General features: G+C 61.0%; 26 protein-coding genes. 19 read left to right on the forward strand and 7 right to left on the reverse strand.

The annotated features are described in order from the left end of the window. Window positions 1-302 precede the first annotated feature (302 nt). The 3 genes from CKW30_RS13230 to rpmE all read right to left on the reverse strand — a co-directional run bounded on the left by CKW30_RS13230 (window position 303) and on the right by rpmE (window position 2,801). Window positions 303-1,571 (reverse strand): malic enzyme-like NAD(P)-binding protein, encoded by a 1,269-nt coding sequence (locus CKW30_RS13230; protein ID WP_016772053.1) that lies wholly within the window; start codon window positions 1,569-1,571, stop codon window positions 303-305. A gap of 184 nt (window positions 1,572-1,755) precedes the next feature. Next, window positions 1,756-2,538 (reverse strand): thermonuclease family protein, encoded by a 783-nt coding sequence (locus CKW30_RS13235; RefSeq protein WP_095181032.1) that lies wholly within the window; start codon window positions 2,536-2,538, stop codon window positions 1,756-1,758. A gap of 41 nt (window positions 2,539-2,579) precedes the next feature. Then, the gene (gene rpmE, locus CKW30_RS13240) at window positions 2,580-2,801 is read right to left on the reverse strand and encodes a 50S ribosomal protein L31 (RefSeq protein WP_041477565.1); all 222 of its coding nucleotides are present in this window, start codon (window positions 2,799-2,801) and stop codon (window positions 2,580-2,582) included. A 284-nt stretch (window positions 2,802-3,085) separates the two neighbouring features. Here rpmE and CKW30_RS13245 point away from each other — a divergent pair, with 284 nt between their 5' ends. Continuing rightward, window positions 3,086-5,305 carry a primosomal protein N' gene (locus CKW30_RS13245; RefSeq protein WP_041477564.1) on the forward strand — a complete coding sequence of 740 codons (2,220 nt, stop codon included), beginning with the start codon at window positions 3,086-3,088 and terminating at the stop codon, window positions 5,303-5,305. 118 nt (window positions 5,306-5,423) lie between these two features. On the opposite strand, the gene CKW30_RS27570 is transcribed toward CKW30_RS13245, so the two are convergent. Further along, the gene (locus CKW30_RS27570) at window positions 5,424-5,546 is read right to left on the reverse strand and encodes a hypothetical protein (protein WP_016772057.1); all 123 of its coding nucleotides are present in this window, start codon (window positions 5,544-5,546) and stop codon (window positions 5,424-5,426) included. On the opposite strand from CKW30_RS27570, the gene argS reads away from it, so the two are divergent. From argS to CKW30_RS13290, 9 genes are all read left to right on the forward strand, one after another. Next, a complete protein-coding gene (gene argS / locus CKW30_RS13250; RefSeq protein ID WP_095181033.1) occupies window positions 5,545-7,281 on the forward strand; it encodes an arginine--tRNA ligase in 1,737 nt (578 codons plus the stop codon). The genes CKW30_RS27570 and argS overlap by 2 nt on opposite strands. Before the next feature lies 1 nt (window position 7,282). After that, on the forward strand, window positions 7,283-7,993 hold the full coding sequence (locus CKW30_RS13255; RefSeq protein WP_041477562.1) for an SPOR domain-containing protein: 711 nt from the start codon (window positions 7,283-7,285) through the stop codon (window positions 7,991-7,993). 290 nt (window positions 7,994-8,283) lie between these two features. Continuing rightward, window positions 8,284-8,814 (forward strand): ATP-dependent protease subunit HslV, encoded by a 531-nt coding sequence (gene hslV / locus CKW30_RS13260; RefSeq protein ID WP_007968352.1) that lies wholly within the window; start codon window positions 8,284-8,286, stop codon window positions 8,812-8,814. Between the two features lie 55 nt (window positions 8,815-8,869). Further along, window positions 8,870-10,207 carry an ATP-dependent protease ATPase subunit HslU gene (hslU, locus tag CKW30_RS13265; protein ID WP_016772060.1) on the forward strand — a complete coding sequence of 446 codons (1,338 nt, stop codon included), beginning with the start codon at window positions 8,870-8,872 and terminating at the stop codon, window positions 10,205-10,207. A 153-nt stretch (window positions 10,208-10,360) separates the two neighbouring features. Next, the gene (locus CKW30_RS13270) at window positions 10,361-10,738 is read left to right on the forward strand and encodes a gamma-butyrobetaine hydroxylase-like domain-containing protein (RefSeq protein ID WP_056787320.1); all 378 of its coding nucleotides are present in this window, start codon (window positions 10,361-10,363) and stop codon (window positions 10,736-10,738) included. Between the two features lie 257 nt (window positions 10,739-10,995). Then, window positions 10,996-12,675 (forward strand): class II poly(R)-hydroxyalkanoic acid synthase, encoded by a 1,680-nt coding sequence (gene phaC / locus CKW30_RS13275; RefSeq protein ID WP_095181034.1) that lies wholly within the window; start codon window positions 10,996-10,998, stop codon window positions 12,673-12,675. Window positions 12,676-12,891: 216 nt separating this feature from the next. Continuing rightward, window positions 12,892-13,746 carry a poly(3-hydroxyalkanoate) depolymerase gene (gene phaZ, locus CKW30_RS13280; protein ID WP_016772063.1) on the forward strand — a complete coding sequence of 285 codons (855 nt, stop codon included), beginning with the start codon at window positions 12,892-12,894 and terminating at the stop codon, window positions 13,744-13,746. 140 nt (window positions 13,747-13,886) lie between these two features. Beyond that, window positions 13,887-15,569 carry a class II poly(R)-hydroxyalkanoic acid synthase gene (gene phaC / locus CKW30_RS13285; protein ID WP_095181035.1) on the forward strand — a complete coding sequence of 561 codons (1,683 nt, stop codon included), beginning with the start codon at window positions 13,887-13,889 and terminating at the stop codon, window positions 15,567-15,569. A 30-nt stretch (window positions 15,570-15,599) separates the two neighbouring features. Next, window positions 15,600-16,220, forward strand: coding sequence for a TetR/AcrR family transcriptional regulator (locus CKW30_RS13290; protein ID WP_024011259.1), 621 nt, complete (start codon window positions 15,600-15,602; stop codon window positions 16,218-16,220). A gap of 254 nt (window positions 16,221-16,474) precedes the next feature. Here the strand turns inward: CKW30_RS13290 and CKW30_RS13295 are convergent, their stop codons facing one another. The 3 genes from CKW30_RS13295 to CKW30_RS13305 form a co-directional block, all read right to left on the reverse strand. Beyond that, complete coding sequence (locus tag CKW30_RS13295; protein ID WP_095181036.1) at window positions 16,475-17,380, reverse strand: phasin family protein; 906 nt, start codon at window positions 17,378-17,380, stop codon at window positions 16,475-16,477. Window positions 17,381-17,390: 10 nt separating this feature from the next. Then, window positions 17,391-17,813 carry a phasin family protein gene (locus CKW30_RS13300; RefSeq protein ID WP_076565216.1) on the reverse strand — a complete coding sequence of 141 codons (423 nt, stop codon included), beginning with the start codon at window positions 17,811-17,813 and terminating at the stop codon, window positions 17,391-17,393. A 230-nt stretch (window positions 17,814-18,043) separates the two neighbouring features. Continuing rightward, window positions 18,044-18,319 (reverse strand): polyhydroxyalkanoic acid system family protein, encoded by a 276-nt coding sequence (locus tag CKW30_RS13305; RefSeq protein WP_016772068.1) that lies wholly within the window; start codon window positions 18,317-18,319, stop codon window positions 18,044-18,046. A 154-nt stretch (window positions 18,320-18,473) separates the two neighbouring features. Here CKW30_RS13305 and ubiE point away from each other — a divergent pair, with 154 nt between their 5' ends. From ubiE to CKW30_RS13350, 9 genes are all read left to right on the forward strand, one after another. Next, the gene (gene ubiE, locus CKW30_RS13310; RefSeq protein WP_016772069.1) at window positions 18,474-19,244 is read left to right on the forward strand and encodes a bifunctional demethylmenaquinone methyltransferase/2-methoxy-6-polyprenyl-1,4-benzoquinol methylase UbiE; all 771 of its coding nucleotides are present in this window, start codon (window positions 18,474-18,476) and stop codon (window positions 19,242-19,244) included. Then, window positions 19,244-19,867: an SCP2 domain-containing protein gene (locus tag CKW30_RS13315; RefSeq protein WP_095181037.1), complete on the forward strand. Its 624-nt coding sequence runs from the start codon at window positions 19,244-19,246 to the stop codon at window positions 19,865-19,867. The genes ubiE and CKW30_RS13315 overlap by 1 nt, the downstream gene beginning before the upstream one ends. Next, a complete protein-coding gene (ubiB, locus tag CKW30_RS13320; protein ID WP_056787303.1) occupies window positions 19,864-21,468 on the forward strand; it encodes a ubiquinone biosynthesis regulatory protein kinase UbiB in 1,605 nt (534 codons plus the stop codon). Before CKW30_RS13315 ends, ubiB begins: the two co-directional genes overlap by 4 nt. Window positions 21,469-21,588: 120 nt before the next feature. Then, the gene (gene hisI / locus CKW30_RS13325; RefSeq protein WP_007899278.1) at window positions 21,589-21,990 is read left to right on the forward strand and encodes a phosphoribosyl-AMP cyclohydrolase; all 402 of its coding nucleotides are present in this window, start codon (window positions 21,589-21,591) and stop codon (window positions 21,988-21,990) included. Next, complete coding sequence (locus CKW30_RS13330) at window positions 21,983-22,315, forward strand: phosphoribosyl-ATP diphosphatase (protein WP_003220849.1); 333 nt, start codon at window positions 21,983-21,985, stop codon at window positions 22,313-22,315. Before hisI ends, CKW30_RS13330 begins: the two co-directional genes overlap by 8 nt. A gap of 25 nt (window positions 22,316-22,340) precedes the next feature. Then, on the forward strand, window positions 22,341-22,622 hold the full coding sequence (locus CKW30_RS13335; RefSeq protein ID WP_016772073.1) for a twin-arginine translocase TatA/TatE family subunit: 282 nt from the start codon (window positions 22,341-22,343) through the stop codon (window positions 22,620-22,622). 10 nt (window positions 22,623-22,632) lie between these two features. Next, window positions 22,633-23,076: a Sec-independent protein translocase protein TatB gene (tatB, locus tag CKW30_RS13340; protein ID WP_095181038.1), complete on the forward strand. Its 444-nt coding sequence runs from the start codon at window positions 22,633-22,635 to the stop codon at window positions 23,074-23,076. Further along, window positions 23,073-23,864, forward strand: a complete 792-nt coding sequence (gene tatC / locus CKW30_RS13345; RefSeq protein WP_016772075.1) for a twin-arginine translocase subunit TatC — start codon at window positions 23,073-23,075, stop codon at window positions 23,862-23,864. The genes tatB and tatC overlap by 4 nt, the downstream gene beginning before the upstream one ends. Further along, the gene (locus CKW30_RS13350; RefSeq protein ID WP_041477553.1) at window positions 23,861-24,568 is read left to right on the forward strand and encodes a 16S rRNA (uracil(1498)-N(3))-methyltransferase; all 708 of its coding nucleotides are present in this window, start codon (window positions 23,861-23,863) and stop codon (window positions 24,566-24,568) included. Before tatC ends, CKW30_RS13350 begins: the two co-directional genes overlap by 4 nt. Window positions 24,569-24,716: the final 148 nt, after the last annotated feature.

The raw sequence follows: 24,716 nt of genomic DNA on the forward strand, positions 1-24,716 counted from the left end.
CCCCGTCTTCGTGAGAAGTGCGGGGCTTTTTATTACCCGAAGATCAAAAGCCCCTCACCCTAACCCTCTCCAAGAGGGAGAGGGGACTTACCGAGTTGTCTGGGGTCAAACACCGACACTGAAAGTGTGGTGTCGATTATGGATTCAAAACCATACATTCAGGTCGGCGTAGCTCCCAAGCGTCCCCCAATCAGTCCCCTCTCCCTCTGGGAGAGGGTTAGGGTGAGGGGCTCTTGATCTTCAGGCATAAAAAAGCCCCGACTCTCACGAGCCGGGGCTTTTGTTTGACACGCTACAACGACTTAGCCGTTGAACACGTCATCCACGCTTTTCAGCGGGTAGTTCTTCGGATACGGCAGAGTAGCAACGCCGGTCTCGATCGCGGCCTTGGCCACGGCGTCGGAGATCAGGGTGATCAGGCGCTTGTCCATTGGCTTCGGAATGATGTACTCACGGCCGAACTCCAGCGGAGCACCGCCGTAGGCATCGCACACGTCCTGTGGAACAGGCAGTTTGGCCAGTTCGCGCAGGGCGTTGGCGGCGGCGACTTTCATTTCTTCGTTGATGCGCTTGGCGCGAACGTCCAGGGCACCACGGAAGATGAACGGGAAGCCCAGTACGTTGTTGACCTGATTCGGGTAGTCCGAACGGCCGGTAGCCATGATCACGTCGCTACGGGTGGCGTGCGCCAGTTCCGGGGAGATTTCCGGATCCGGGTTGGAGCAGGCGAACACGATCGGGTTGGCCGCCATCGACAGCAGGCCTTCGGCGCTCAGCAGGTTCGGACCGGACAGACCGACGAATACGTCAGCGCCTGCCAGTGCGTCTGCCAGGGTGCGCTTCTCGGTAGCGTGGGCGAACACGGCTTTGTACTGGTTCAGGTCGTCACGGCCGGAGTGGATCACGCCGGTACGGTCAACCATGAAGATGTTTTCGATGCGAGCGCCCATGCTCACCAGCAGTTTCATGCAGGAGATGGCGGCAGCGCCGGCGCCGAGGCAGACGATTTTTGCTTCCGGCAGGGTTTTGCCAGCGATTTCCAGGGCGTTGATCATGCCGGCAGCGGTCACGATCGCGGTGCCGTGCTGGTCATCGTGGAACACCGGAATGTCGCACTGCTCGATCAGAGCGCGTTCGATCTCAAAGCACTCTGGCGCCTTGATGTCTTCCAGGTTGATGCCACCGAAGGTGATGGAGATGCGCTTGACGGTGTCGATGAAGGCTTGCGGGCTTTCCGAGTCGACTTCGATGTCGAATACGTCGATGCCGGCGAAACGCTTGAACAGTACGCCCTTGCCTTCCATCACAGGCTTGGACGCCAACGGGCCGAGGTTGCCCAGGCCGAGAATCGCGGTGCCATCGGAAATGACTGCCACCAGGTTGCCCTTGCCGGTGTATTTGTAGGCCAGTTCAGGATCGCGAGCGATCTCGCGTACTGGTTCAGCTACGCCGGGGCTGTAGGCCAGCGACAGGTCGCGGGCGGTAGCAGTGGCCTTGGTGAGCTCGACACTCAGCTTCCCCGGACGAGGATTGGCGTGGTATTCGAGAGCGGCAGTTTTCAGATCAGACATTTTGGCATTCCGCTTTTTTACTGTTGGACAGACTGGTCAGCGAGGATACGCGCCTCGCAAAGTCCCCACAAGACTGGGCAGTCACCGCTGTCAAGCGCCCTGCCCTACGACTTTGGGCCAAGAGCCACGGCGCACAAGGGCTGGACTGTTCACAATCAGCTGTAAAAATGTCTACAATTTTTCTTCAACGCGGCACGTGCAGCATCGAAGGATCGGTCAACGGCAACAACCAGCGCGCCTGACCTTTTTGCAATCCACCGCGCCGGGTTCGGTCAACCACCCAGCCACGCGCCTCGATCTGCCTGCCTTTCAGTGCTTCCAGACCAGTACTGTCAAATCGTCCGAGCAGATTGGGTGCAACCCGCAATACAAGCCTGTCCTGCAACTCGATCCAGATTCCGCCGCGATTGCGCTGCACCTTGCTCACCCGACCGCTGACTACGGCAAAGCCTGAACGCTGGATCTCCTGCGCTTTCTGCACCGGCGATTGCCGCCAGAGACCAAGCCCGGCCTGTCGAGCGCTGCGTTCGGCGGCCTGCTGGCAGGCGACCAGATCGACGTTCGGCGCCACCGCAACGTGAAAACCCAGGCCATCGGCAAGCATTAGCGCTTCGAGATTCACTCCGCTGGCGCTGTAAACATGCGCGAGCGTACGGCCGTAATGGTCTTTCGCCTGCCTGCCGGGCCGCAAGCCGACCCGGCCGCCGCTGTCATCGACCAGCGCTTGCAGGCGTTTACGCGCCGCCACGGCGAACGGTTCGTCGCTGCGGCCCTGCTTGCCCAGCTCCGGCGTATTGAGGCCGATCATGCGCACATTGCGCCCGTCGCTCAGGCGCAGGGTGTCGCCATCGACCACCCGCTGCACGGAGACGCTGGTCAGCCCTGCGGGTGTCGGGCAGAACGCCTGGGCGGCGGACAGCCAAATCGCAGACACAAAAAAGGCGCCCGCAAGGGACGCCTTTTTCATCAGTCTGGAGAAGTCGAAACGACCATCCAAAATGATCAGCCTCAGGCTTTTTTGCCGACGCCGAAAGTAGCGAAACGGTCTGCGAACTTCTGCACACGGCCGCCGGTGTCCAGAGTCTTCTGCTTACCGGTGTAGAACGGGTGGCATTCGTTGCAAACGTCGATCGCCAGGGCTTTGCCGTAGGTCGAACGAGTTTCGAACTTGTTACCGCAGCTGCAGGTAACAGCAATTTCCGGGTAGTTCGGATGGATATCGGCTTTCATGGTGTCTTCCTCAGGCTAGCGTGCCGCCACCCAACACTATTGTTGAATACCGCACGTAATTAGGCCGCGGATTCTACCAGACCTTTTCAATCGCGCAAGCTGTCACCGAGACCGACCGTCTGCTAGGCTCCCGGCCTTGAACGCACTTCCCTGTGGGAGCGAGCCTGCTCGCGAAGGCGCCATGGCAGTCGACACATGTGTTGCCTGACCCACCGCCTTCGCGAGCAGGCTCGCTCCCACAGGTCATGCATATCCGATCATTTTGCGTATCGAGATCCCCCCGCGTGCCCGACGCCATTTTGCGCCTTGCCCTGCCTTCGCCTTTGCGCCGCCTGTTCGATTACCGGGCGCCGGCCGGGGTGCGGCGTGAGCAATTGCAGCCGGGCATGCGCTTGCGGGTGCCGTTCGGTCGGCGCGAGATGATCGGGATTCTGGTCGAGGTCACCGACACCAGCGAGGTGCCGGCAGAAAAACTCAAACCGGCACTGGCCCTCCTCGACTCGACTTCACCGCTGCCGCCGGCGCTGTTCAAGCTGTGCCTGTGGACGGCGCAGTATTATCAGCACAGCCTCGGCGACACCTTGAACTGGGCCTTGCCAGTGCTGCTGCGTCAGGGCGAGCTGGCCGAAGCCCGCCAGGAACGCTTCTGGTCGGTGGCCCCCGGCGCCAGCGTCGATGACCCGCGAGTGGCCCGTGCGCCACGCCAGCGCGAGGCGCTGACCACGCTGGCCCAGCACCCCCACGGCGTCGCCCATCAGTTGCTGAGCAAACTGATGCTGAGCAAGGACAGCCTCGATCTGCTGCTGGCCAAGGGACTGGTGCAAGTCGAAATCCGCCGCCACGCCCCCGGCGTCCGCCATGAACACTGGCTGGCACAACCGGAGCTGCCGCTCAACAGCGAACAACGCGCGGCGTATGAAGCGATTCGCGCCGGTTTCGACAGTTATCACGCGTTTCTCCTGGCCGGCGTCACCGGCAGCGGCAAGACCGAAGTCTATCTGCAACTGATCCGCGAAACCCTCGAAGCCGGCAAGCAAGCCTTGGTGCTGATTCCGGAGATCAACCTCGGCCCGCAAACCCTGGCGCGTTTCGAACAGCGCTTCAATGCGCGTATCGCCCTGCTGCATTCGGCAGTGAATGATCGCGAACGCCTCGACGCGTGGCTCGCCGCCCGTGATGGCGAGGCCGACATTATTATCGGCACCCGTTCGGCGCTGTTCACGCCGATGAAAAATCCCGGGCTGATCATCATCGATGAAGAGCACGACGGTTCCTATAAACAGCAGGAAGGTCTGCGCTACCACGCTCGCGATCTGGCGCTGGTGCGCGCGCGGCAGGAAAACATCCCGATCGTGCTCGGCTCCGCCACGCCGTCGCTGGAAAGTCTGCACAACGCTTACACCGGCCGCTACGGCCTGCTGCGCCTGAACGAGCGCGCCGGCGGCGCCAAGCAACCGCGCTTTCTGCGTCTGGACGTCAAAAGCCGTCCGCTCGACAGCGGTATTTCCGGGCCGATGCAGCAAGCCATCGGCCAGACCCTCGCCAACGGTCAGCAGGTGCTGGTGTTCCTCAACCGTCGCGGCTTTGCCCCGACCCTGCTCTGCCACGATTGCGGCTGGATGTCCGAGTGTTCGCGCTGCGATGCGCGCATGACCGTACACCAGCGTTACGGCGAGTTGCGCTGTCACCACTGCGGCAACGTTGAGCGCACGCCACGCCAGTGCCCGAAGTGCAGCAAGGTCGATCTGCGCCCGGTCGGCGCCGGTACCGAACGCGCCGAAGAGCGTCTGGCGATTCTGTTCCCGGATTATCCGGTACTGCGCGTCGATCGCGACAGCACCTCGCGCAAGGACGCGATGAATCAGCTGTTTGCGACGATTCAAAAGGGTCAGCCGTGCATTCTAGTGGGCACGCAGATGTTGGCCAAAGGGCACCATTTCCCAAGGGTGACGCTGGTATCGATTCTGGATGCCGACGGTGGCCTGTTTTCCGGCGACTTCCGCGCCAGCGAGCGCATGGCGCAGTTGATCGTCCAGGTCGCCGGGCGCGCCGGCCGGGCTGAGGAGCCGGGCAGGGTGATCATCCAGACGCATTTGGCCGACCACCCTTTATTGGTGCAACTGACCGAGCAGGGTTATTTCGCCTTTGCCGAACAAGCCTTGAGCGAGCGCCGCGCGGCCGGGTTGCCGCCGTTTGCCCATTTGGCGCTGTTGCGTGCCGAAGCGCACAAGCCGGGGCAGGCGGAAGGCTTTCTCGATGAAGCGTGCAGCGCGGCCGAACGCTTGCTGGCCGAATTGAATCTGAGCGGCATCGAGTTGCTCGGGCCGGTGCCGGCGCCGATGGAGCGCCGTGCCGGGCGTTATCGCGCCCAGCTGTTGTTACAGGCGACCGCGCGGGCACCGCTGCACCGCTTGCTGGCGAGCTGGATGCTGGTGCTGGAGCAGATGCCGAGCGGGCGGGCGGTGCGCTGGTCGCTGGATGTTGATCCGGTGGATCTGTATTGAGCTGAAGATCGCTTTCGCGAGCAGGCTCGCTCCCACAGTGGATCAGCGCCGTACATACCTTGTGTGTCCTGCGCAAAACCTTGTGGGAGCGAGCCTGCTCGCGAAAGCGGACTTTTTGTCACCACATATCCACATCCTGCCTGCTAAGGTTGGCAAGCCCGTCTTCGCAACGGATAATGCCCAGTTTTTCCACCCGCGCATCGATGCGCCCGCCGCGCTTGCGGTCGAAAGAGAAGACCATGAAAGACACCATTCGCCAGCTGATCCAGCAAGCCCTCACCCAACTCGTCAACGAAGGTGTGTTGCCTGAAGGCCTGACGCCGGCGATCCAGGTGGAGAACGCCCGCGACAAGACCCACGGCGACTTCGCCAGCAACATCGCCATGATGCTGGCCAAGCCGGCCGGCATGAAGCCACGGGATCTGGCGGAGAAAATCATCGCCGCCCTGCCCTCTGACGAGAACGTCACCAAGGCCGAAATCGCCGGCCCGGGCTTCATCAATTTCTTCCAGAACACCCAGGCACTGGCCTCGCGCCTCGACGCCGCACTGGCCGACGCCCATGTCGGCGTGCGCAAGGCCGGCCCGGCGCAACGCACCGTGGTCGACCTGTCGGCGCCGAACCTGGCCAAGGAGATGCACGTCGGCCACTTGCGCTCGACCATCATCGGCGACGGCGTGGCCCGCGTGCTTGAGTTCCTCGGCGACGAAGTGATCCGCCAGAATCACGTCGGCGACTGGGGCACTCAGTTCGGCATGCTGATGGCTTATCTGCAGGAAAATCCGATCACCAGCGACGAATTGTCCGATCTGGAAAACTTCTACCGTGCGGCCAAGCAGCGTTTCGACGAGTCCGAAGAATTTGCCGATCGCGCCCGTGGCCTGGTGGTCAAGTTGCAGGCTGGCGATGCCGAATGCCTGGCACTGTGGACCAAGTTCAAGGACATCTCGCTGTCGCACTGCCAGAAGATCTACGAACTGCTCAACGTCAAACTGACCATGGCCGACGTGATGGGCGAAAGCGCCTACAACGACGACCTGATCAACGTGGTCAACGACCTGAAAGCAGCGGGCATGCTGGTCGAGAGCAACGGCGCCCAGTGCGTGTTCCTCGACGAGTTCAAGAACGCCGATGGCGACCCGCTGCCGGTGATCATCGTCAAGGCCGATGGCGGTTACCTGTACGCCACCACTGACCTGGCGGCCGTGCGCTACCGCAGCGGCAAGCTCAAGGCTGATCGCGCGCTGTATTTCGTCGACCAGCGTCAGGCCCTGCACTTTCAGCAGGTCTTCGCGGTGGCGCGCAAGGCCGGTTTCGTCACCCATCCCATGGAAATGGAACACATGGGTTTCGGTACCATGAACGGCGCCGATGGCCGTCCGTTCAAGACCCGTGATGGCGGCACTGTGAAGCTGATCGACCTGCTGACCGAAGCCCAGGAACGCGCCTACAACCTGGTGAAAGAGAAGAACCCGACCCTGGCCGAAGACGAGTTGCGCAACATCGCCAAGGTCGTCGGCATCGGCGCGGTGAAATACGCCGACCTGTCCAAGCATCGCACCAGCGACTACAGCTTCAACTTCGACCTGATGCTCAATTTCGAAGGCAACACCGCGCCGTATCTGCTGTACGCCTACACCCGTGTGGCCGGTGTGTTCCGCAAACTGGGCAAGGACTTCAGCGAAGTCGACGGCCAGATCGTCCTCGAAGCGGCGCACGAGCAGGAGCTGGCGGCGAAGCTGGCGCAGTTCGGCGAAGTGCTGAACAACGTGGCTGAAAAAGGCACGCCGCACATTCTCTGCACCTACCTGTACGACGTCGCCGGCCTGTTCTCCAGCTTCTACGAGAACTGCCCGATCCTCGCCGCCGACACCCCGGCGCAGATGCAGAGCCGTCTGCGTCTGGCCGCACTGACCGGTCGCACCCTCAAGCAAGGCCTGGAGCTGTTGGGTCTGGAAACTCTGGAGCGTATGTAAGTTGGCTGCCAAGAAAAAACCTGCACCCAAACGCGGCGCCAGCCGCTATCAGGCCCCGGCGAAACAACCGATTCCGGGCTGGCTGTGGATGGCCATCGGCCTGACCGTCGGCGCGTTCATCGTGTTTCTGATGAAACTGGAACCGGGCAAGGGCAGCGACACGGTCAAGCGCGAGAAAGTCGAACAGCAGCAGAAAGCGTCGAAGATCGCCGAGGCCAACAAGACCCCGCCGAGCCCGACGCAACCGGTGAAACCGAAGTACGACTTCTACACCCTGCTGCCGGAATCGGAAGTGATCGTGCCGCCGGACGCGGTACCGGAGAAGACCCTGCCGACGCCGCAAGTGCCGGCCGTCCCGACCACGCCGGTAACCCCGGCCGAAGCGGCGAAGATCGACACCGCACGGGCACAGGCAGCTCTGGCCGGGATCACGCCGCCGCCAGCGCCACCGGTGAGCAAGGCCGCGCCAGTGACCAAGTTTTTCCTCCAGGCCGGTTCGTTCCGCAAGGAAACCGATGCCGACAAGGTTCGCGCGCAGATCATTCTGCTCGGCCAAGCCGTGGCGGTGGAGTCCGGCACGGTCAAGGATGAAACCTGGTATCGCGTGCTGGTCGGCCCGTTCAGCAACCGTGAACAACTGACCACGGCGCAGAAACAACTGGCTGGTGCCGGCTTCAGCAACCTGTTGTTACAACAACGCCAGAGCCGCTAAGGCTCTCAGAGGTCAGCTGCAACTTGCAGGTGACCTTCAAACTTTGTGGTGAGGGGATTTATCCCCGTTTGGCTGCGGAGCAGCCCTGAAACCAGCCATTGCGGTGCAGCAGGCATACCGCAAATGATGGTTTCGCGACTGCTCCGCAGCCGAACGGGGATAAATCCCCTCGCCACAGTCATCACACACACCATTCGTCTCCCATCGCCCCAACCGGTTGAAATCCCCTCCAGCACCCCCATATGAATGGGCATAAGGCATTTTCGCCCCGCTGCGTGGAGACTCTTCCCTTGACCACCATCGTTTCAGTCCGCCGCCACGGCAAAGTCGTCATGGGCGGCGACGGCCAGGTTTCTCTCGGCAACACCGTGATGAAAGGCAACGCCAAAAAGGTCCGTCGCCTGTACCACGGCCAGGTCATCGCCGGTTTCGCCGGTGCCACCGCCGACGCCTTCACCCTGTTCGAACGTTTCGAAGGCCAGCTCGAAAAACATCAGGGTCACCTGATCCGCGCCGCCGTCGAACTCGCCAAGGAATGGCGCACCGACCGCTCCCTGAGCCGCCTCGAAGCGATGCTCGCGGTCGCCAACAAGGACGCCTCGCTGATCATCACCGGTAACGGTGACGTGGTCGAACCCGAAGATGGCCTGATCGCCATGGGTTCCGGCGGCGCCTACGCGCAAGCCGCCGCCAGCGCCCTGCTGAAAAAGACCGATCTGTCGGCGCGCGAGATCGTCGAAACCGCTCTCGGCATCGCCGGCGACATCTGTGTATTCACCAACCACACCCAGACCATTGAGGAGCAGGATCTCGCTGAATAAGCCTGTTGCGGCCCCTGTGCCACGGCTTGTTTTTGCTTGAGGACCGTCAATTACTATGTCCATGACTCCCCGCGAAATCGTCCACGAACTCAACCGCCATATCATCGGCCAGGACGATGCCAAGCGCGCCGTCGCGATTGCCCTGCGCAACCGCTGGCGCCGCATGCAACTGCCTGAAGAGCTGCGCGTTGAGGTGACCCCGAAGAACATCCTGATGATCGGCCCGACCGGTGTCGGTAAAACCGAGATCGCCCGTCGCCTGGCGAAACTGGCCAATGCGCCGTTCATCAAGGTCGAAGCGACCAAATTCACCGAAGTCGGTTATGTCGGCCGTGACGTCGAGTCGATCATCCGTGATCTGGCCGATGCCGCGATCAAAATGCTCCGCGAACAGGAAATGACCCGCGTACGTCACCGGGCCGAAGACGCCGCCGAGGATCGCATCCTCGACGCGTTGCTGCCGCCAGCACGCATGGGCTTCAGCAACGAAGAAGCGCCGAGCTCCGATTCCAACACCCGTCAGCTGTTCCGCAAGCGCCTGCGCGAAGGCCAGCTGGACGACAAGGAAATCGAAATCGAAGTCGCCGAAGTCTCCGGCATCGAGATCGCCACGCCGCCAGGCATGGAAGAGATGACCAACCAGCTGCAATCGCTGTTTGCCAACATGGGCAAGGGCAAGAAGAAGTCGCGCAAGCTCAAGGTCAAGGAAGCGCTGAAACTGGTGCGCGATGAAGAAGCCGGGCGTCTGGTCAACGAAGAAGAACTGAAGGCCAAGGCGCTGGAAGCGGTCGAGCAGCACGGTATCGTCTTCATCGACGAGATCGACAAGGTCGCCAAGCGCGGCAATGTCGGCGGCGCCGATGTCTCCCGTGAAGGCGTACAGCGCGACCTGCTGCCGCTGATCGAAGGCTGCACCGTCAACACCAAGCTGGGCATGGTCAAGACCGACCACATCCTGTTCATCGCCTCCGGTGCGTTCCACCTGAGCAAGCCAAGCGATCTGGTGCCGGAGCTGCAAGGTCGTCTGCCGATCCGCGTCGAGCTCAAGGCGCTGAGCCCGGAAGACTTCGAACGCATCCTCAGCGAACCGCACGCCTCGCTCACCGAGCAATACTGCGCGCTGCTGAAGACCGAAGGCCTGAACATCCAGTTCCAGCCCGAGGGCATCAAGCGTCTGGCGGAGATCGCCTGGCAGGTCAACGAGAAAACCGAGAACATCGGTGCCCGTCGCCTGCACACCCTGCTTGAGCGTCTGCTCGAAGAGGTGTCGTTCAGCGCCGGCGACCTCGCCAGCGCCCACGATGACAAGGCGATTCTGATCGACGCCGACTACGTCAACAGCCACCTCGGCGAATTGGCGCAGAACGAAGATCTGTCCCGTTATATCCTGTAAGCCATACTTACAGCGGTAGCGGACCCTGTGGGAGCGAGCCTGCTCGCGAAGAGGTCGTGTCAGTCGGTATCAATGCCGTCTGAACCGCCGCTTTCGCGAGCAGGCTCGCTCCCACATTTGAATCAGGGTCGCCCACACATCGGACGCCAGCCCATGAATCGAATCCCCTCCGACATCAAACTGCACAAAGCCTCGAAAACCCTGACGCTCACTTACGCGTCCGGCGAGGAATTCACCCTGCCCGCGGAGTTTCTGCGCGTGCACTCTCCCTCCGCCGAGGTCCAGGGCCACGGCAAACCGATCCTGCAATTCGGCAAGCTCAACGTGGGTCTGAGCAAGCTGGAACCGGCTGGCAACTACGCACTGAAACTGACCTTCGACGACGGTCATGACAGCGGCCTGTTCACCTGGGAATACCTCTATGAACTCGGCAAGCGCCAGAACGAACTCTGGGACGATTATCTTGCCGAGCTGCGCGCGGCCGGAAAATCCCGCGATCCGAACGAGTCGTTCGTCAAGCTGATGCTCTAGGCCGTGGCTCTCGCTCTTTAGAGGGCATTTTCTAACTTCATCTGTTTGAATGCTCCGCGCATATGGCCCCGGATCGGCCGCTTGCGAAAAAAATTAAACTCGGGTAACCAATGGAGCTGGCAAGTTCCCTGCAGTGCTCTACGACTGTAAAGCAGCTATGCAGAATCAACGGTCACCCGAGCAGTAGTACCCGGCATTGGCTGTGGAAGCGACAGCGTGAAACCGGGTACTCGTCTCAGGACAATGGAGCGTCGTAGATGAGTGACAAGAATAACGATGACCTGAAGTACCAAGCCTCGGAAAACACTCTGGGGCTTAACCCCGTCGTCGGGCTGCGCGGAAAGGATCTGCTGGCCTCTGCTCGAATGGTGCTGAAACAGGCCATCAGACAACCGATTCACAGCGTCAGGCACGTGACCCATTTCGGCCTCGAGCTGAAGAACGTGCTGCTGGGTAAGTCCGCGCTGCAACCGGCCGGTGACGACCGCCGTTTCGCCGACCCGGCGTGGAGCCAGAACCCGCTGTACAAACGTTATCTGCAAACCTACCTGGCCTGGCGCAAGGAACTGCATGCCTGGATCGATGACAGCAGCCTGTCCCCCAAGGACATCGCTCGCGGGCATTTCGTCATCAACCTGATGACCGAAGCCATGGCGCCGACCAACACGGCGGCCAACCCGGCGGCGGTCAAACGCTTCTTCGAAACCGGCGGCAAAAGCCTGCTCGATGGCCTCTCGCATCTGGCCAAGGATCTCGTGCACAACGGCGGCATGCCGAGCCAGGTCAACATGGGCGCGTTCGAAGTCGGCAAGAGCCTCGGCGTCACCGAAGGTGCTGTGGTGTTCCGCAATGATGTGCTGGAGCTGATCCAGTACCGGCCGATCACCGAGCAGGTCCACGAACGCCCACTGCTGGTAGTGCCGCCGCAGATCAACAAGTTCTACGTCTTCGACTTGAGCCCGGACAAGAGTCTGGCGCGCTTCTGCCTGCGCAACAATGTGCCGACCTTCATCATCAGCTGGCGCAACCCGACCAAGGCCCAGCGCGAGTGGGGTCTGTCGACGTATATCGAAGCGCTGAAGGAAGCGGTCGACGTAGTCACCGCGATCACCGGCAGCAAAGACGTCAACATGCTCGGCGCCTGCTCCGGCGGCATCACCTGCACCGCCCTGCTCGGCCACTACGCCGCGCTCGGCGAGAACAAGGTCAACACCCTCACCCTGCTGGTCAGCGTGCTCGACACCACCCTGGACAGCGACGTCGCCCTGTTCGTCGATGAGCAGACCCTGGAGACCGCCAAGCGCCACTCCTACCAGGCCGGCGTGCTCGAAGGCAAAGACATGGCCAAGGTCTTCGCCTGGATGCGCCCCAACGATCTGATCTGGAATTATTGGGTCAACAACTACCTGCTCGGCAACGAGCCGCCGGTGTTCGACATCCTGTTCTGGAACAACGACACCACCCGCCTGCCCGCTGCGTTCCACGGCGACCTGATCGAGATGTTCAAAAACAATCCACTGATCCGTCCCAATGCACTGGAAGTGTGCGGCACGCCGATCGACCTCAAGCAGGTCACCGCCGACATCTTCTCGCTGGCCGGCACCAACGATCACATCACGCCATGGAAGTCCTGCTACAAGTCGGCGCAGCTGTTCGGCGGAAAAGTAGAATTCGTGCTGTCGAGCAGCGGCCATATCCAAAGCATCCTCAACCCGCCGGGCAATCCGAAATCGCGTTACATGACCAGCGAAGAGATGGCGGCGACTGCCGATGACTGGCAGGAAAACTCGACCAAGCACACCGATTCCTGGTGGCTGTATTGGCAGGCATGGCTGGCCGAGCGCTCGGGCAACCTGAAAAAGGCCCCGACGAAACTGGGCAACAAAGCGTACCCGGCAGGCGAGGCTTCGCCGGGCACTTATGTTCACGAACGGTAACTGACACCACCCATTGTGGGAGAGGGCCTTGTGGCGAGGGGATTTATCCCCGTTGGGTTGCGAAGCAGTCGTGAATCGACTAGCCGCGATCAGTCTGACAAATCGCGGTTTCAGGATTCGGGGGTCGCTTCGCAACCCAACGGGGATAAATCCCCTCACCACAAGGTCCGCTCCTACAGGAATACGGGTGGACTTGAAATCTACAGGGCCTCACGCATGCCGCAACCGTTCATATTCCGCACCGTCGATCTGGATGGCCAGACCCTCCGCACGGCGGTGCGTCCCGGCAAGCCTCATTTGACGCCTCTGCTGATTTTCAACGGCATCGGCGCCAACCTGGAGCTGGTGTTCCCGTTTGTCGCGGCGCTCGACCCGGATCTGGAAGTGATCGCCTTCGACGTGCCAGGGGTCGGCGGATCGTCGACGCCGAACCGGCCGTATCGCTTCCCCGGCCTGGCCAAACTGACGGCGCGGATGCTCGACTATCTCGACTACGGTCAGGTCAATGTGATCGGCGTGTCGTGGGGCGGAGCTCTGGCGCAGCAGTTTGCCTACGACTATCCCGAGCGCTGCAAAAAACTGGTACTGGCGGCCACTGCGGCCGGTGCGGTGATGGTCCCTGGCAAACCGAAAGTGCTGTGGATGATGGCCAGCCCGCGCCGCTACATTCAGCCATCCCATGTGATCCGCATCGCGCCAATGATCTACGGCGGCTCGTTCCGTCGCGACCCGACGCTGGCTGCCAGCCATGCGGCGAAAGTGCGCTCGGCGGGCAAGCTCGGTTACTACTGGCAACTGTTCGCCGGCCTCGGCTGGACCAGCATCCACTGGCTGCACAAGATCCATCAGCCGACGCTGGTGCTGGCCGGCGATGACGATCCGCTGATTCCGCTGATCAACATGCGCATGCTCGCCTGGCGCATTCCCAACGCCCAGTTGCACATCATCGATGACGGCCATCTGTTCCTGATCACTCGCGCCGAAGCGGTGGCGCCGATCATCATGAAGTTTCTCGAAGAGGAGCGTCTGCGCGCAGTCATGCACCCGCATCCGACCCCGCTCGGCGGCTGATCGCGGCGGCCTGCTTTATGCAGCACTTTTCAAATCAAGCGCGCGGCAGGACGCCGCGCAGGCAGCAACCGGTAACAGCGTCTATGGTGTTCTGGTTCGGTGAGTGTGTTTTTGCCCTGAAGACGAAGGAGTGTTGAGTCATGCGCGAAAAACCAGCGACGGGCGTGGTGCCCAGCCCCGCCGTGTTTATCAACGCCCAAAGTGCGATCGCCGGTCTGCGTGGCAGGGATCTGCTGTCGACACTGCGCAGCGTCGCCGCCCACGGCTTGCGCAATCCGTTGCACAGCGCCAGGCACGCGCTGAAGCTTGGCGGGCAGTTGGGGCGCGTGCTGCTCGGCGAAACCCTGCACCCGACCAATCCGCAAGACAGCCGCTTCGCCGATCCGGCGTGGAGCCTCAACCCGTTCTACCGACGCAGCCTGCAGGCTTATCTGGCCTGGCAGAAACAGGTCAAGAGCTGGATCGATGAAGGCGACATGAGCCCTGAAGATCGTGCCCGTGCGCACTTCGCTTTCACTCTGCTCAATGACGCCGTGGCGCCCTCCAACACCCTGCTCAATCCGCTGGCGGTCAAGGAGCTGTTCAATTCCGGCGGGCAGAGTCTGGTGCGTGGCCTGAGCCATCTGTTCGATGATCTGTTGCACAACGACGGCCTGCCACGGCAAGTGACCAAGCAGGCGTTCGAGGTCGGCAAAACCGTAGCGACCACCACTGGGGCTGTGGTGTTTCGCAATGAAATGTTCGAGTTGATCCAGTACAAATCGATGAGCGAAAAGCAGTACGCCAAGCCCTTGCTGGTGGTGCCGCCGCAAATCAACAAGTACTACATCTTCGATCTGAGCCCGCAGAACAGCTTCGTCCAGTACGCCCTGAAAAACAGCCTGCAGACCTTCATGATCAGCTGGCGCAACCCTGATGTGCGCCATCGCGAGTGGGGCCTGTCGAGTTACGTCGAAGCGGTCGAAGAAGCGATGAACATCTGCCGGGCGATTACCGGCGCCCGCGAAGTGAACCTGATGGGCGCCTGCGCCGGCGGCCTGACCATTGCCGCCCTGCAAGGGCATTTGCAGGCCAAACGGCAACTGCGCCGGGTCGCCAGCGCGACCTATCTGGTCAGTCTGCTCGACAGCCAGATCGAGACCCCGGCCACGCTGTTCGCCGACGAGCAAACACTGGAAGCGGCCAAACGTCGCTCGTACCAGCGAGGCGTGCTCGACGGTCGCGACATGGCCAAGGTCTTCGCCTGGATGCGCCCCAACGATTTGATCTGGAGCTATTTCGTCAACAACTACCTGCTGGGCAAGGAGCCGCCAGCCTTCGACATCCTCTACTGGAACAACGACAACACGCGCCTGCCGGCGGCGCTGCACGGCGATCTGCTGGACTTCTTCAAGCACAACCCGCTGATCCACGCGGGCGGTCTCGAGGTGTGCGGTACGCCGATCGATCTGCAGAAGGTCAATGTCGACAGCTTCAGCGTCGCCGGCATGAACGACCACATCACGCCGTGGGACGCGGTGTATCGCTCGACCCTGCTGCTCGGTGGCGAACGACGTTTCGTGCTGTCCAACAGCGGCCACGTGCAGAGCATCCTCAACCCGCCGAGCAACCCGAAAGCTGCCTACGTCGAGAACGCCAAACTGAGCAGCGACCCGCGTGCCTGGTACTACGATGCCAAACACGTCGACGGCAGCTGGTGGCCGCAGTGGCTGGAATGGGTCGCCCAGCGCTCCGGCGCCCTGAATGAGACTCGCACCACCCTCGGCAATCCGAACTATCCACCGATGGAAGCAGCACCTGGCACCTATGTGCATGTGCGCTGACGCTCAACCGAAATTTTCTAAGAAGACTGGATGAAAACCCGCGACCGGATCCTCGAATGTGCGCTGCAACTGTTCAACGAAAAGGGTGAACCGAACGTTTCCACCATGGAGGTGGCCAACGAAATGGGGATCAGCCCGGGCAATCTCTACTACCACTTCCACGGTAAGGAACCGCTGATTCTCGGCCTGTTCGAACGCTTCCAGCACGAGCTCGCGCCCCTGCTCGACCCGCCGCCGGACGTGGAGCTTGCACCGGAGGATTACTGGCTGTTTCTGCATTTGATCGTCGAGCGCCTGGCGCAATACCGGTTCCTGTTCCAGGACCTGTCGAACCTCGCCGGGCGCTTGCCGAAACTGGCCAAGGGGATTCGCAATCTGCTCAATGCGCTGAAGCGGACGCTGGCGTCGTTGCTGGCGCGATTGAAGGCTTCGGGGCAACTGGTCAGCGATACCCAGGCATTGGGGCAACTGGTGGAGCAGGTGACCATGACGTTGCTGTTCTCGCTGGATTACCAGCGGATTCTTGATCGTGAGGGAGAGGTTCGGTTGGTGGTTTATCAGATCATGATGCTGGTGGCGCCGCATTTGCTGCCGCCGGTGAAGGTGGCGACAGAGCGAATGGCCCTGCAATACCTTGAGGATCACGACTGACCCGAAAAGCCCCTCACCCTAACCCTCTCCCGGAGGGAGAGGGGACTGATTGGGGGATGTTCGCGAGCTACGCCGACCTGAGCGAGCTTCTTTGAATCGATAATCGACTCGATTTGTTGAGGTCGACGTATGACGCAGGACACCTCGGTCGGCTCCCTCTCCTTGGGGAGAGGGCTGGGGTGAGGGACCGCTTGGAATGCACAAACAAAAACGCCCGACCTTCACAGGCCGGGCGTTTTTGATTTGCCCTGAAATCAGGACTGACTGGATGGCGTCGACGGTGTCGATGCCGCAGTCGGAGTAGCTGCTGCCGTGGGTGCCGCAGCGGAGTTTGCCGCGTTGGCCAGAGCTGTTGGCGCAGTCGATGGCGCCTCAGCCGGTTTCGGCGCAGCGGCTTTCGGCGCGGCCGGTTTTTTCACTGCTGGCTTTTTCGCCGCAGCCGGCTTGGCCGCAGGCTTCGCAGCGGGTTTGGCGGCAGCAGTTTTCGCTGCTGGCTTGGCCGCTGGTTTTGCTGCTGCTTTAGCCGCAGGTTTTGCTGCTGCTTTGGTTGCCGGTTTGGCAGCGGCCTTGGCGGCAACCGGTTTGGCTGCCGCTTTGGCCGCAGGCTTGGCGGCCGCAGTTTTGGTCGCAGCTTTCGCAGCCGGTTTTGCTGCCGCTTTGGTCAGTGGCTTGGCTGCGGTTTTCGCCGCAGGTTTGGCAGCTGCAGTTTTAGTGGCAGGTTTCGCCGCAGCGGTTTTTGCCGCCACAGGCTGCGCTTTCAGACCGGTGAGTTTTTCGATCTGCTTTGTCAGCGTATCGACCTTGGCGTTGAGCGCCTTGACCTCATTGCGGCTCGGCACACCCAGGCGCGAAATCGCGCTGTTCAGGCGCTTGTCGAAAGCCCCTTCCAGCTCGTCCCACTTGCCCAGTGCGCGATCTTTCACGCCGCTGATACGCGACTTGGCCGAGGAGGTCGAGTCCTCGACTTTCTTGCCGACGGCAGTCTTGGTGAGTTTCTCGGCTTTCTCGCCGTCTTTGACCAATGCATCGAAGAGTTTGCTGCCGTCAGTGTCGATCTTCGAGTACACGCCTAAACCAGCCAGCCAGATTTTGCGGGAGTAGGACTCGACCTTCCCGACCCACGAGCTGCTTTCTTTATCGGTGTTCTTTTTGCCAGCCATCCCGTTCTCCTTAAGATTTTCGCGCGACGCGTTCGAGCAATGCCGTCAGCTCATCGAGCTTAGCAGAGAGTGCCTCAACGTCATGTTTAGACGGAATGCCGATCCGATTCAAGGCGCTGGCTACACGGTTGTCGAAGGCCTTCTCGACCTTGTCGAGCTGAACTTCCACGCGACCCTTGAACGAGCTGACCTGAGTGGCCGCGTCATCGATCTCGGCGTTGGCCGCATGGAGTTTTTCGCTGACGGCTTTTTTGCCTTTCTTTTCAACAGTTTGACCGGCGGCAACGAGCTCCTGAAAGTACTCGCTGCCCTCCTGGCCGACCTTGGTGTAGGCGCCCAGGCCTGCCAGCCAGATCTTGCGGGCATAGGATTTGACGTCGCTCAGAGTGGAAGTCGGAGCGTCGATTTTTTTCTTCAAAATGACTTTGGCCATGGTGCACCTCACGCGCAGAAGGTTTGAGGAACTGCCGGACGAGTGTCGGGCTCAGGCACAAAGTAGGGAGAAAAATTAGAAAGGGCACCCTAACCAGCGGGAGCAACTCTAAACAAATGTGGGAGCGAGCCTGCTCGCGAAAGCGGTTTGTCAATCACGGATAATTTGACTGAAAGAACGCTTTCGCGAGCAGGCTCGCTCCCACAGGGGATTGGATTTCAATCTGGAAATCAGGCCAGGGCTTTGTCGAGGGCTTTCTCGATCTCGGCTTTGATCATGCCGCTCATGGCCGACATCATCAGGCCCAGTTCGACGTCGACCCTGATCGAATCGTCCGCCACATGCACTTCACCTTTCACGCCAGAGCGTTTGAGGTTCAGGGTGTCGCCCGACCATTGCGGCTCCAGGCCGTATTGTTCATTGAGCTTTTTGGCCAGTTTGTCGGCCTTTTCGCGGGCGGCGTCCTTGCCCAGGGTGTGGGCGCGCTCAACACTGATTTTGGCCATGGAATGACTCCTGATGATTGAATGGCTGACGTTGAATCTTGACCGCATCTGCGGCAAATCGTCCCGAAGGTTGCCCATCTTACCTTTAGCCATTCCAAGACAAAGCATGGCTTGGGGATTAGAATGTCGCGCATTCTCTTTTGGTGACAGCGATATGACTGATCAGCGCAAAGGCAGCGATGCCGAACCCACCACTCACTTCGGCTTCAAAAACGTTCCGGAAAGCCAGAAAGCGGAAAAAGTCGCTGAGGTTTTCCATTCCGTAGCCGCTAAATACGACCTCATGAACGACCTTCTGTCGGGCGGCATGCACCGTCTGTGGAAGCGTTTCGCGATCGAGCTTTCCGGCGTGCGCAGCGGCAACCGCGTACTCGACATCGCTGGTGGCACCGGCGACCTGACCCGCAAGTTCTCGAACCTCGTCGGCCCGACCGGCCAGGTCGTGCTGGCCGACATCAACGAGTCGATGCTCAAGGTCGGCCGTGATCGTCTGCTCGATCTGGGCGTTGCCGGCAACGTCGAATTCGTCCAGGCCGACGCGGAAAAACTGCCATTCCCGGACAACCATTTCGACTGCGTGACCATCGCCTTCGGCCTGCGCAACGTGACGCACAAAGAGGACGCGTTGCGTTCGATGCTGCGCGTGCTCAAGCCTGGCGGCCGCCTGCTGGTGCTGGAATTCTCCAAGCCGACCAACGCGCTGATGTCCAAAGCCTACGACGCCTACTCGTTCGCCTTCATGCCGCTGATGGGCAAGCTGATCACCAACGATTCGGAAAGCTATCGTTACCTGGCCGAATCGATCCGCATGCACCCGAATCAGGAAACGCTGAAGTCGATGATGGTCGAGGCCGGTTTCGACCGCGTGACCTATCACAACATGACCGCAGGCATCGTCGCCCTGCACCGCGGCATCAAACCCTGATGTTGCTCACCGGGCTGCTCGCCAGCGTCGAACTCGGCCTCAATCGGGTGCTGCGTCTCGACAGCACGGCGCTGCCGCGCCTGGCGCATCTGACCGGCAAAGTGATTGCCGTCGACTGCCGCAGCCCGGCGCTGCAACTGTTCATACTGCCCAGCGACGAAGGCCTGATGCTCGCTGCGCAGTGGGCAGCGGACGTCGATTGCACGTTGCGTGCACCGGCCTCAAGCCTGCTGAAACTGGCCCTGAGCAAGGACAAGACCGCCGTGCTGCACGCTCCGGAAGTCGAGCTCGATGGCGACAGCGGTGTGTTGCTGGAGCTGGCCGGCGTGCTGCAAAACCTCGAGCTGGACTGGGAGTACGAACTCTCGCGCTGGCTCGGTCCGGTCGCAACGCAATTGCTCGGTGGCCATCTGCGCAGCCGCGCACGCTGGTATCAACAAGGATTTGCCAGCCTCAACCAGAATCTTGCCGAATATCTCGCCGAAGAATCGCGCACCCTTGTCGGGCAGCGTGAAGCCGAAGCGCGGTTCAGCGAACTGGACCGGATCAAACTTGATCTGGAACGACTCGAGGCGCGTTTTGAGCGCCTTTCCCGATCCCTCGACCCAAGCGATAACGCATGAAGCTGCTTGCCGTCCGCCGTCTGTTGCGCATCCAGCGCGTCGTGATCCGCTACCGCCTCGATGACCTGCTGTTCGATCTGCCGCTGCCCTGGTTCCTTCTGGCCGTGCGCTTTTTGCTGCCGTGGCGCTGGCTGCCGCGCAAGCCGCTGGAACTCAACCGTGGTGCGCGCTTGCGTCTGGCGTTGCAGGATCTGGGGCCGATCTTCATCAAGTTCGGGCAGATTCTTTCGACCCGCCGCGACCTGTTGCCCGAAGACATCGCCGATGAGCTGATGCTGCTGCAGGACCGCGTGCCGCCGTTCGACTCGCAGCTGTCAATCAAGCTGATCGAAGAACAGCTGGGCAAGAAAATCAGCGAAGTGTTCAGCCGTTTCGACGTCGCCCCGCTGGCCTCGGCCTCGGTGGCGCAGGTGCATGCGGCGCAGCTCAAAAGCGGCGAAGAAGTCGTGGTCAAGGTCATTCGCCCAGGCCTGAAACCGATCATCGCGCAGGACCTGGCGTGGCTGTTCATCCTCGCCCGCGCGGCGGAAAAGTTCTCCGCTGATGCACGCCTGCTGCACCCGGTCGATGTGGTGCAGGACTACGAAAAAACCATTTACGACGAACTCGATCTGTTGCGCGAGGCGGCCAACGCCAGCCAGTTGCGCCGCAACTTCGAAGGCTCGCAGTTGCTTTATGTACCGCAAGTCTATTGGGACTGGTGCCGGCCGAAAGTGCTGGTCATGGAGCGCATTTACGGCATTCAGGTCACCGATCTGGCGACCCTCGCTGACCAGCGCACCGACATGAAAATGCTCGCCGAGCGTGGCGTGGAGATTTTCTTCACTCAAGTGTTCCGCGACAGCTTCTTCCACGCCGACATGCACCCGGGCAACATTTTCGTCAGCACCGTCAATCCGTGGAGCCCGCAATACATCGCGATCGACTGCGGCATCGTCGGCAGCCTGACCCCGGAAGACCAGGACTATCTGGCGCGCAACCTGTTCGCCTTCTTCAAGCGTGACTACCGTCGTGTGGCGCAACTGCACATCGACTCGGGCTGGGTGCCGGCGGAAACCAAACTCAACGAATTCGAAGCGGCGATCCGTACGGTGTGCGAACCGATCTTCGAAAAACCGTTAAAAGATATTTCATTTGGCCAGGTGCTGATGCGCCTGTTCCAGACCGCACGCCGCTTCAACATGGAAGTGCAGCCGCAACTGGTGCTGTTGCAGAAGACCTTGCTGAACATCGAAGGCCTCGGTCGTCAGTTGTATCCGGATCTGGATCTGTGGAACACCGCGCAGCCGTTTCTCGAGCGCTGGATGCGCGAACGCGTCAGCCCGAAAGCCTTGCTGGGCAACGTGCAGAGCCAGCTGGAGCAGATTCCGCACCTGTCGAACATGGCCCGCGATCTGCTCGAACGCATGTCGCAACCCCACGCCAAAGACCCTCCGCCGCCGTGGCACAAACGCAAGGACGACTGGTTCCTGCGCCTGCTCGGCTGCGCGCATCTGGCCGGCGGCGCGATCCTCGCAGCGGGTGGTCCGTTGACCGAGTGGGCGCACTGGCCCGCCGGAATCATGATCGCGGTCGGTTTGTATCTGGTCGTTCGCCGATAGCACGATTGAGCTGCAAGTTATAAGCTGCCAGCTTCAAGCTTGACGCTACAGGCACGCCGCAACGTGCGTTTACTTGCAGCTCGAAGCTCATGGCTTGCTGCTGCTTTTCGAGATTTGACGATGAAAAACTGGCTGGACGAGATCAAGTGGGATGCTGACGGCCTGGTGCCGGCGATTGCCCAGGATCACAAGACCGGGCGCGTATTGATGATGGCCTGGATGAACCGCGAAGCGCTGGAACTGACCGCTGCGGAGAATCGTGCAATCTACTGGTCACGTTCCCGTGGCAAGCTGTGGCGCAAGGGCGAAGAGTCCGGCCATGTGCAGACCCTGCATGAAATGCGTCTGGACTGTGACGCCGACGTGATCATCCTGATGGTTGAACAGATCGGCGACATCGCCTGCCACACCGGCCGTCAAAGCTGCTTTTACCGGGTCTTCGAAAACGGCGACTGGAAAACGGTCGACCCGGTACTGAAAGACCCGCACGCTATCTATTCCGCAGGACACACACATGAGTGACACCCTGACCCGCCTCGCTCAGGTACTTGAAGAGCGCAAAGGCGCAGCCGCCGACAGTTCGTATGTCGCCAGCCTGTATCACAAGGGGCTGAACAAGATTCTGGAGAAAGTCGGCGAAGAGTCGGTCGAAACCATTATTGCCGCCAAGGATGCCGCGATCAGCGGCGATTGCAGTGATGTGATCTACGAGACCGCCGACCTGTGGTTCCACAGCATGGTCATGCTCGCCCAACTGGGGCAGCATCCGCAGGCCGTGCTGGATGAACTGGACCGTCGCTTCGGCTTGTCCGGACACGTCGAGAAAGCCTCGCGTCCGTCCGCCTGAACAACTTTTAGAGAGGAATCGCCACATGGGCATTTTTGACTGGAAACACTGGGTCGTCATTCTGATTGTCGTGGTGCTGGTGTTCGGTACCAAAAAACTGAAAAACCTCGGCACCGACGTTGGCGAATCGATCAAGGGCTTTCGCAAAGCCATGAACGACGACGAAAAACCGGCCGAGCCGAGCGTGACCCCGCCGGCCCAGCCAGTGCCACCGGTGCAGCCGCAAACCACCGCTCAGGCCAACCCGCCGCACACCATCGACGTGCAGGCGCAAAAAGTCGAAGAGCCGATCCGCAAAGACGTGTGAGCACTGACTAATGTTTGGTATCAGCTTCTCTGAACTGCTGCTCGTCGGCCTCGTCGCCCTGCTGGTGCTCGGCCCCGAGCGTCTGCCGGGCGCGGCGCGCACCGCCGGTCTGTGGGTCGGCCGCCTGAAGCGCAGCTTCAACGCGATCAAACAGGAAGTTGAACGTGAAATCGGTGCCGACGAGATCCGTCGGCAACTGCACAACGAACATATTCTGTCGCTGGAGCAAGAGGCGCGGAAGATCTTCAATCCGAACCAGCAGGAGCCGACGCCGGTCGAGCCTGTGGGCGAGCAGACGATTCACAGCGCTGCCGCTCCGACTCCTGCACCTGTTGTAACACCGCCAGGACCGGCGCCGGTTACCACAGACACATCGGTTGAACACGTAGCGCCCTCCGCCGCGCCGACTACACCAGCGCCTCAAGACCCTACACTGCCGCCGCGAGCCCCATGAGCGATCTTCCGGAAAACGACCAGCACATGCCGCTGGTATCGCACCTCACCGAGTTGCGCACCCGCCTGCTGCGTTGCGTGGCGGCGATCTTCATCATCTTTGCCGGGCTGTTCGCGTTCACCCAGCAGATCTACACCTTCGTCTCGACGCCGCTGCGCCAGTACCTGCCGGTCGGCGCGACGATGATCGCCACAGACGTGTCGTCGCCGTTCCTGACGCCGCTGAAACTGACGATGATGGTTTCGCTGTTTCTTGCGATTCCGGTGATCCTGCATCAGATCTGGGGCTTTATCGCTCCGGGCCTGTACAAGCATGAAAAACGCGTCGCGGTACCGCTGCTGATCTCCAGCATCCTGCTGTTCTACATCGGCATGGCGTTCGCCTATTACTTCGTCTTTCCATTGATCTTCAAATTCTTCGCCGCTGCCACCCCGGCCGGCGTGGAAATGATGACCGACATCGCCAGCTACCTCGATTTCGTCATGACGCTGTTCTTCGCCTTCGGCGTGGCGTTCGAAATCCCGGTGGCCGTGGTCCTGCTGGTGTGGATCGGCGTGGTCGACGTCAAATACCTGAAGAAGATCCGCCCGTACGTGATCATCGGCTGCTTCGTGGTCGGCATGATCCTCACCCCGCCGGACATCTTCTCGCAGACCCTGCTGGCTGTGCCGATGTGGATGCTGTTCGAGATCGGCATCCTCTTCGGCGCGCTGGTCAGCAAGCGCGAACGCCCGGACGAAACCCCGGCCGATGACCACAACGACCAGCCGCCAGCGACTCAGGCATGAACCTGCTGCTGCTCGAAGAGGCCGACTTCATTGCGGCCGACCGCGTGATCCTGCGCGACCGGCGCCTGACCCACATGCAGGAAGTGCATCGCTCCGAAGTCGGTGACAGCCTGCGCGTCGGGCGCATCAACGGACTGATGGGTTCGGCTGAGCTGCTGCGTCTGGAAGCGGGCGAAGCAGAGTTGCGTGTCAGCCTTGATCAGCCACCGCCGGCCAAGCTGCCGCTGACCCTGGTGCTGGCCCTGCCCCGGCCGAAAATGCTGCGCCGCGTGTTCCAGACCGTCGCGACCATGGGTGTGGCCAAGGTGATTCTGGTCAACAGTTATCGCGTGGAGAAAAGCTTCTGGCAGACGCCGTTTCTGGAGCCGGAAGCGATTCGTGAGCAGTTGATCCTCGGGCTCGAACAGGCTCGCGATACGGTATTGCCGGAGATCGTCATCGAAAAGCGCTTCAAGCCTTTCGTTGAGGATCGGCTGCCGGCGATCAGCGCGGGCACCCTCGGCCTGGTCGGCCACCCCGGCCACTTCCCGCCCTGCCCGCGCGCCCTGAACGAACCGGTGACCCTGGCCATTGGCCCCGAGGGTGGCTGGATTCCCTACGAAATCGATCTGCTGGCCAAATCCGGCCTGCAACCGGTGCAATTGGGCGAGCGCATCCTGCGCGTCGAAACCGCCGTCACCGCCCTGCTCGCACGCCTGTTCTAGCGCGACACCGATCCTGTGTAGGAGCTGCCGAAGGCTGCGATCTTTTGTTTTTAAAAGCAAGATCAAAGGATCGCAGCCTCGTTGCACTCGTCAGCTCCTACAAGCCCCTACAGTCGCAGACAAGTGGCGTTACAGATTGCCACCACCC

Source organism: Pseudomonas sp. Irchel 3F6, assembly GCF_900187595.1.
In the GTDB taxonomy this organism is placed as follows: Bacteria; Pseudomonadota; Gammaproteobacteria; order Pseudomonadales; family Pseudomonadaceae; genus Aquipseudomonas; species Aquipseudomonas siliginis.

What these genes read in the sequence shown, in the direction of transcription:
- CKW30_RS13295 (WP_095181036.1), bottom strand. Translation starts at nt 17,380, where the DNA reads ATGGCTGGCAAAAAGAACACCGATAAAGAAAGCAGCTCGTGGGTCGGG.
- CKW30_RS13305 (WP_016772068.1), bottom strand. Translation starts at nt 18,319, where the DNA reads ATGGCCAAAATCAGTGTTGAGCGCGCCCACACCCTGGGCAAGGACGCC.
- phaC (WP_095181034.1), top strand. Translation starts at nt 10,996, where the DNA reads ATGAGTGACAAGAATAACGATGACCTGAAGTACCAAGCCTCGGAAAAC.
- CKW30_RS13300 (WP_076565216.1), bottom strand. Translation starts at nt 17,813, where the DNA reads ATGGCCAAAGTCATTTTGAAGAAAAAAATCGACGCTCCGACTTCCACT.
- hslU (WP_016772060.1), top strand. Translation starts at nt 8,870, where the DNA reads ATGTCCATGACTCCCCGCGAAATCGTCCACGAACTCAACCGCCATATC.
- CKW30_RS13335 (WP_016772073.1), top strand. Translation starts at nt 22,341, where the DNA reads ATGGGCATTTTTGACTGGAAACACTGGGTCGTCATTCTGATTGTCGTG.
- CKW30_RS13350 (WP_041477553.1), top strand. Translation starts at nt 23,861, where the DNA reads ATGAACCTGCTGCTGCTCGAAGAGGCCGACTTCATTGCGGCCGACCGC.
- tatB (WP_095181038.1), top strand. Translation starts at nt 22,633, where the DNA reads ATGTTTGGTATCAGCTTCTCTGAACTGCTGCTCGTCGGCCTCGTCGCC.
- tatC (WP_016772075.1), top strand. Translation starts at nt 23,073, where the DNA reads ATGAGCGATCTTCCGGAAAACGACCAGCACATGCCGCTGGTATCGCAC.
- phaC (WP_095181035.1), top strand. Translation starts at nt 13,887, where the DNA reads ATGCGCGAAAAACCAGCGACGGGCGTGGTGCCCAGCCCCGCCGTGTTT.
- CKW30_RS13290 (WP_024011259.1), top strand. Translation starts at nt 15,600, where the DNA reads ATGAAAACCCGCGACCGGATCCTCGAATGTGCGCTGCAACTGTTCAAC.
- CKW30_RS27570 (WP_016772057.1), bottom strand. Translation starts at nt 5,546, where the DNA reads ATGGTCTTCTCTTTCGACCGCAAGCGCGGCGGGCGCATCGATGCGCGG.
- rpmE (WP_041477565.1), bottom strand. Translation starts at nt 2,801, where the DNA reads ATGAAAGCCGATATCCATCCGAACTACCCGGAAATTGCTGTTACCTGC.
- CKW30_RS13330 (WP_003220849.1), top strand. Translation starts at nt 21,983, where the DNA reads ATGAGTGACACCCTGACCCGCCTCGCTCAGGTACTTGAAGAGCGCAAA.
- CKW30_RS13315 (WP_095181037.1), top strand. Translation starts at nt 19,244, where the DNA reads ATGTTGCTCACCGGGCTGCTCGCCAGCGTCGAACTCGGCCTCAATCGG.
- ubiE (WP_016772069.1), top strand. Translation starts at nt 18,474, where the DNA reads ATGACTGATCAGCGCAAAGGCAGCGATGCCGAACCCACCACTCACTTC.
- ubiB (WP_056787303.1), top strand. Translation starts at nt 19,864, where the DNA reads ATGAAGCTGCTTGCCGTCCGCCGTCTGTTGCGCATCCAGCGCGTCGTG.
- CKW30_RS13235 (WP_095181032.1), bottom strand. Translation starts at nt 2,538, where the DNA reads ATGAAAAAGGCGTCCCTTGCGGGCGCCTTTTTTGTGTCTGCGATTTGG.
- CKW30_RS13230 (WP_016772053.1), bottom strand. Translation starts at nt 1,571, where the DNA reads ATGTCTGATCTGAAAACTGCCGCTCTCGAATACCACGCCAATCCTCGT.
- CKW30_RS13270 (WP_056787320.1), top strand. Translation starts at nt 10,361, where the DNA reads ATGAATCGAATCCCCTCCGACATCAAACTGCACAAAGCCTCGAAAACC.
- phaZ (WP_016772063.1), top strand. Translation starts at nt 12,892, where the DNA reads ATGCCGCAACCGTTCATATTCCGCACCGTCGATCTGGATGGCCAGACC.
- hisI (WP_007899278.1), top strand. Translation starts at nt 21,589, where the DNA reads ATGAAAAACTGGCTGGACGAGATCAAGTGGGATGCTGACGGCCTGGTG.
- argS (WP_095181033.1), top strand. Translation starts at nt 5,545, where the DNA reads ATGAAAGACACCATTCGCCAGCTGATCCAGCAAGCCCTCACCCAACTC.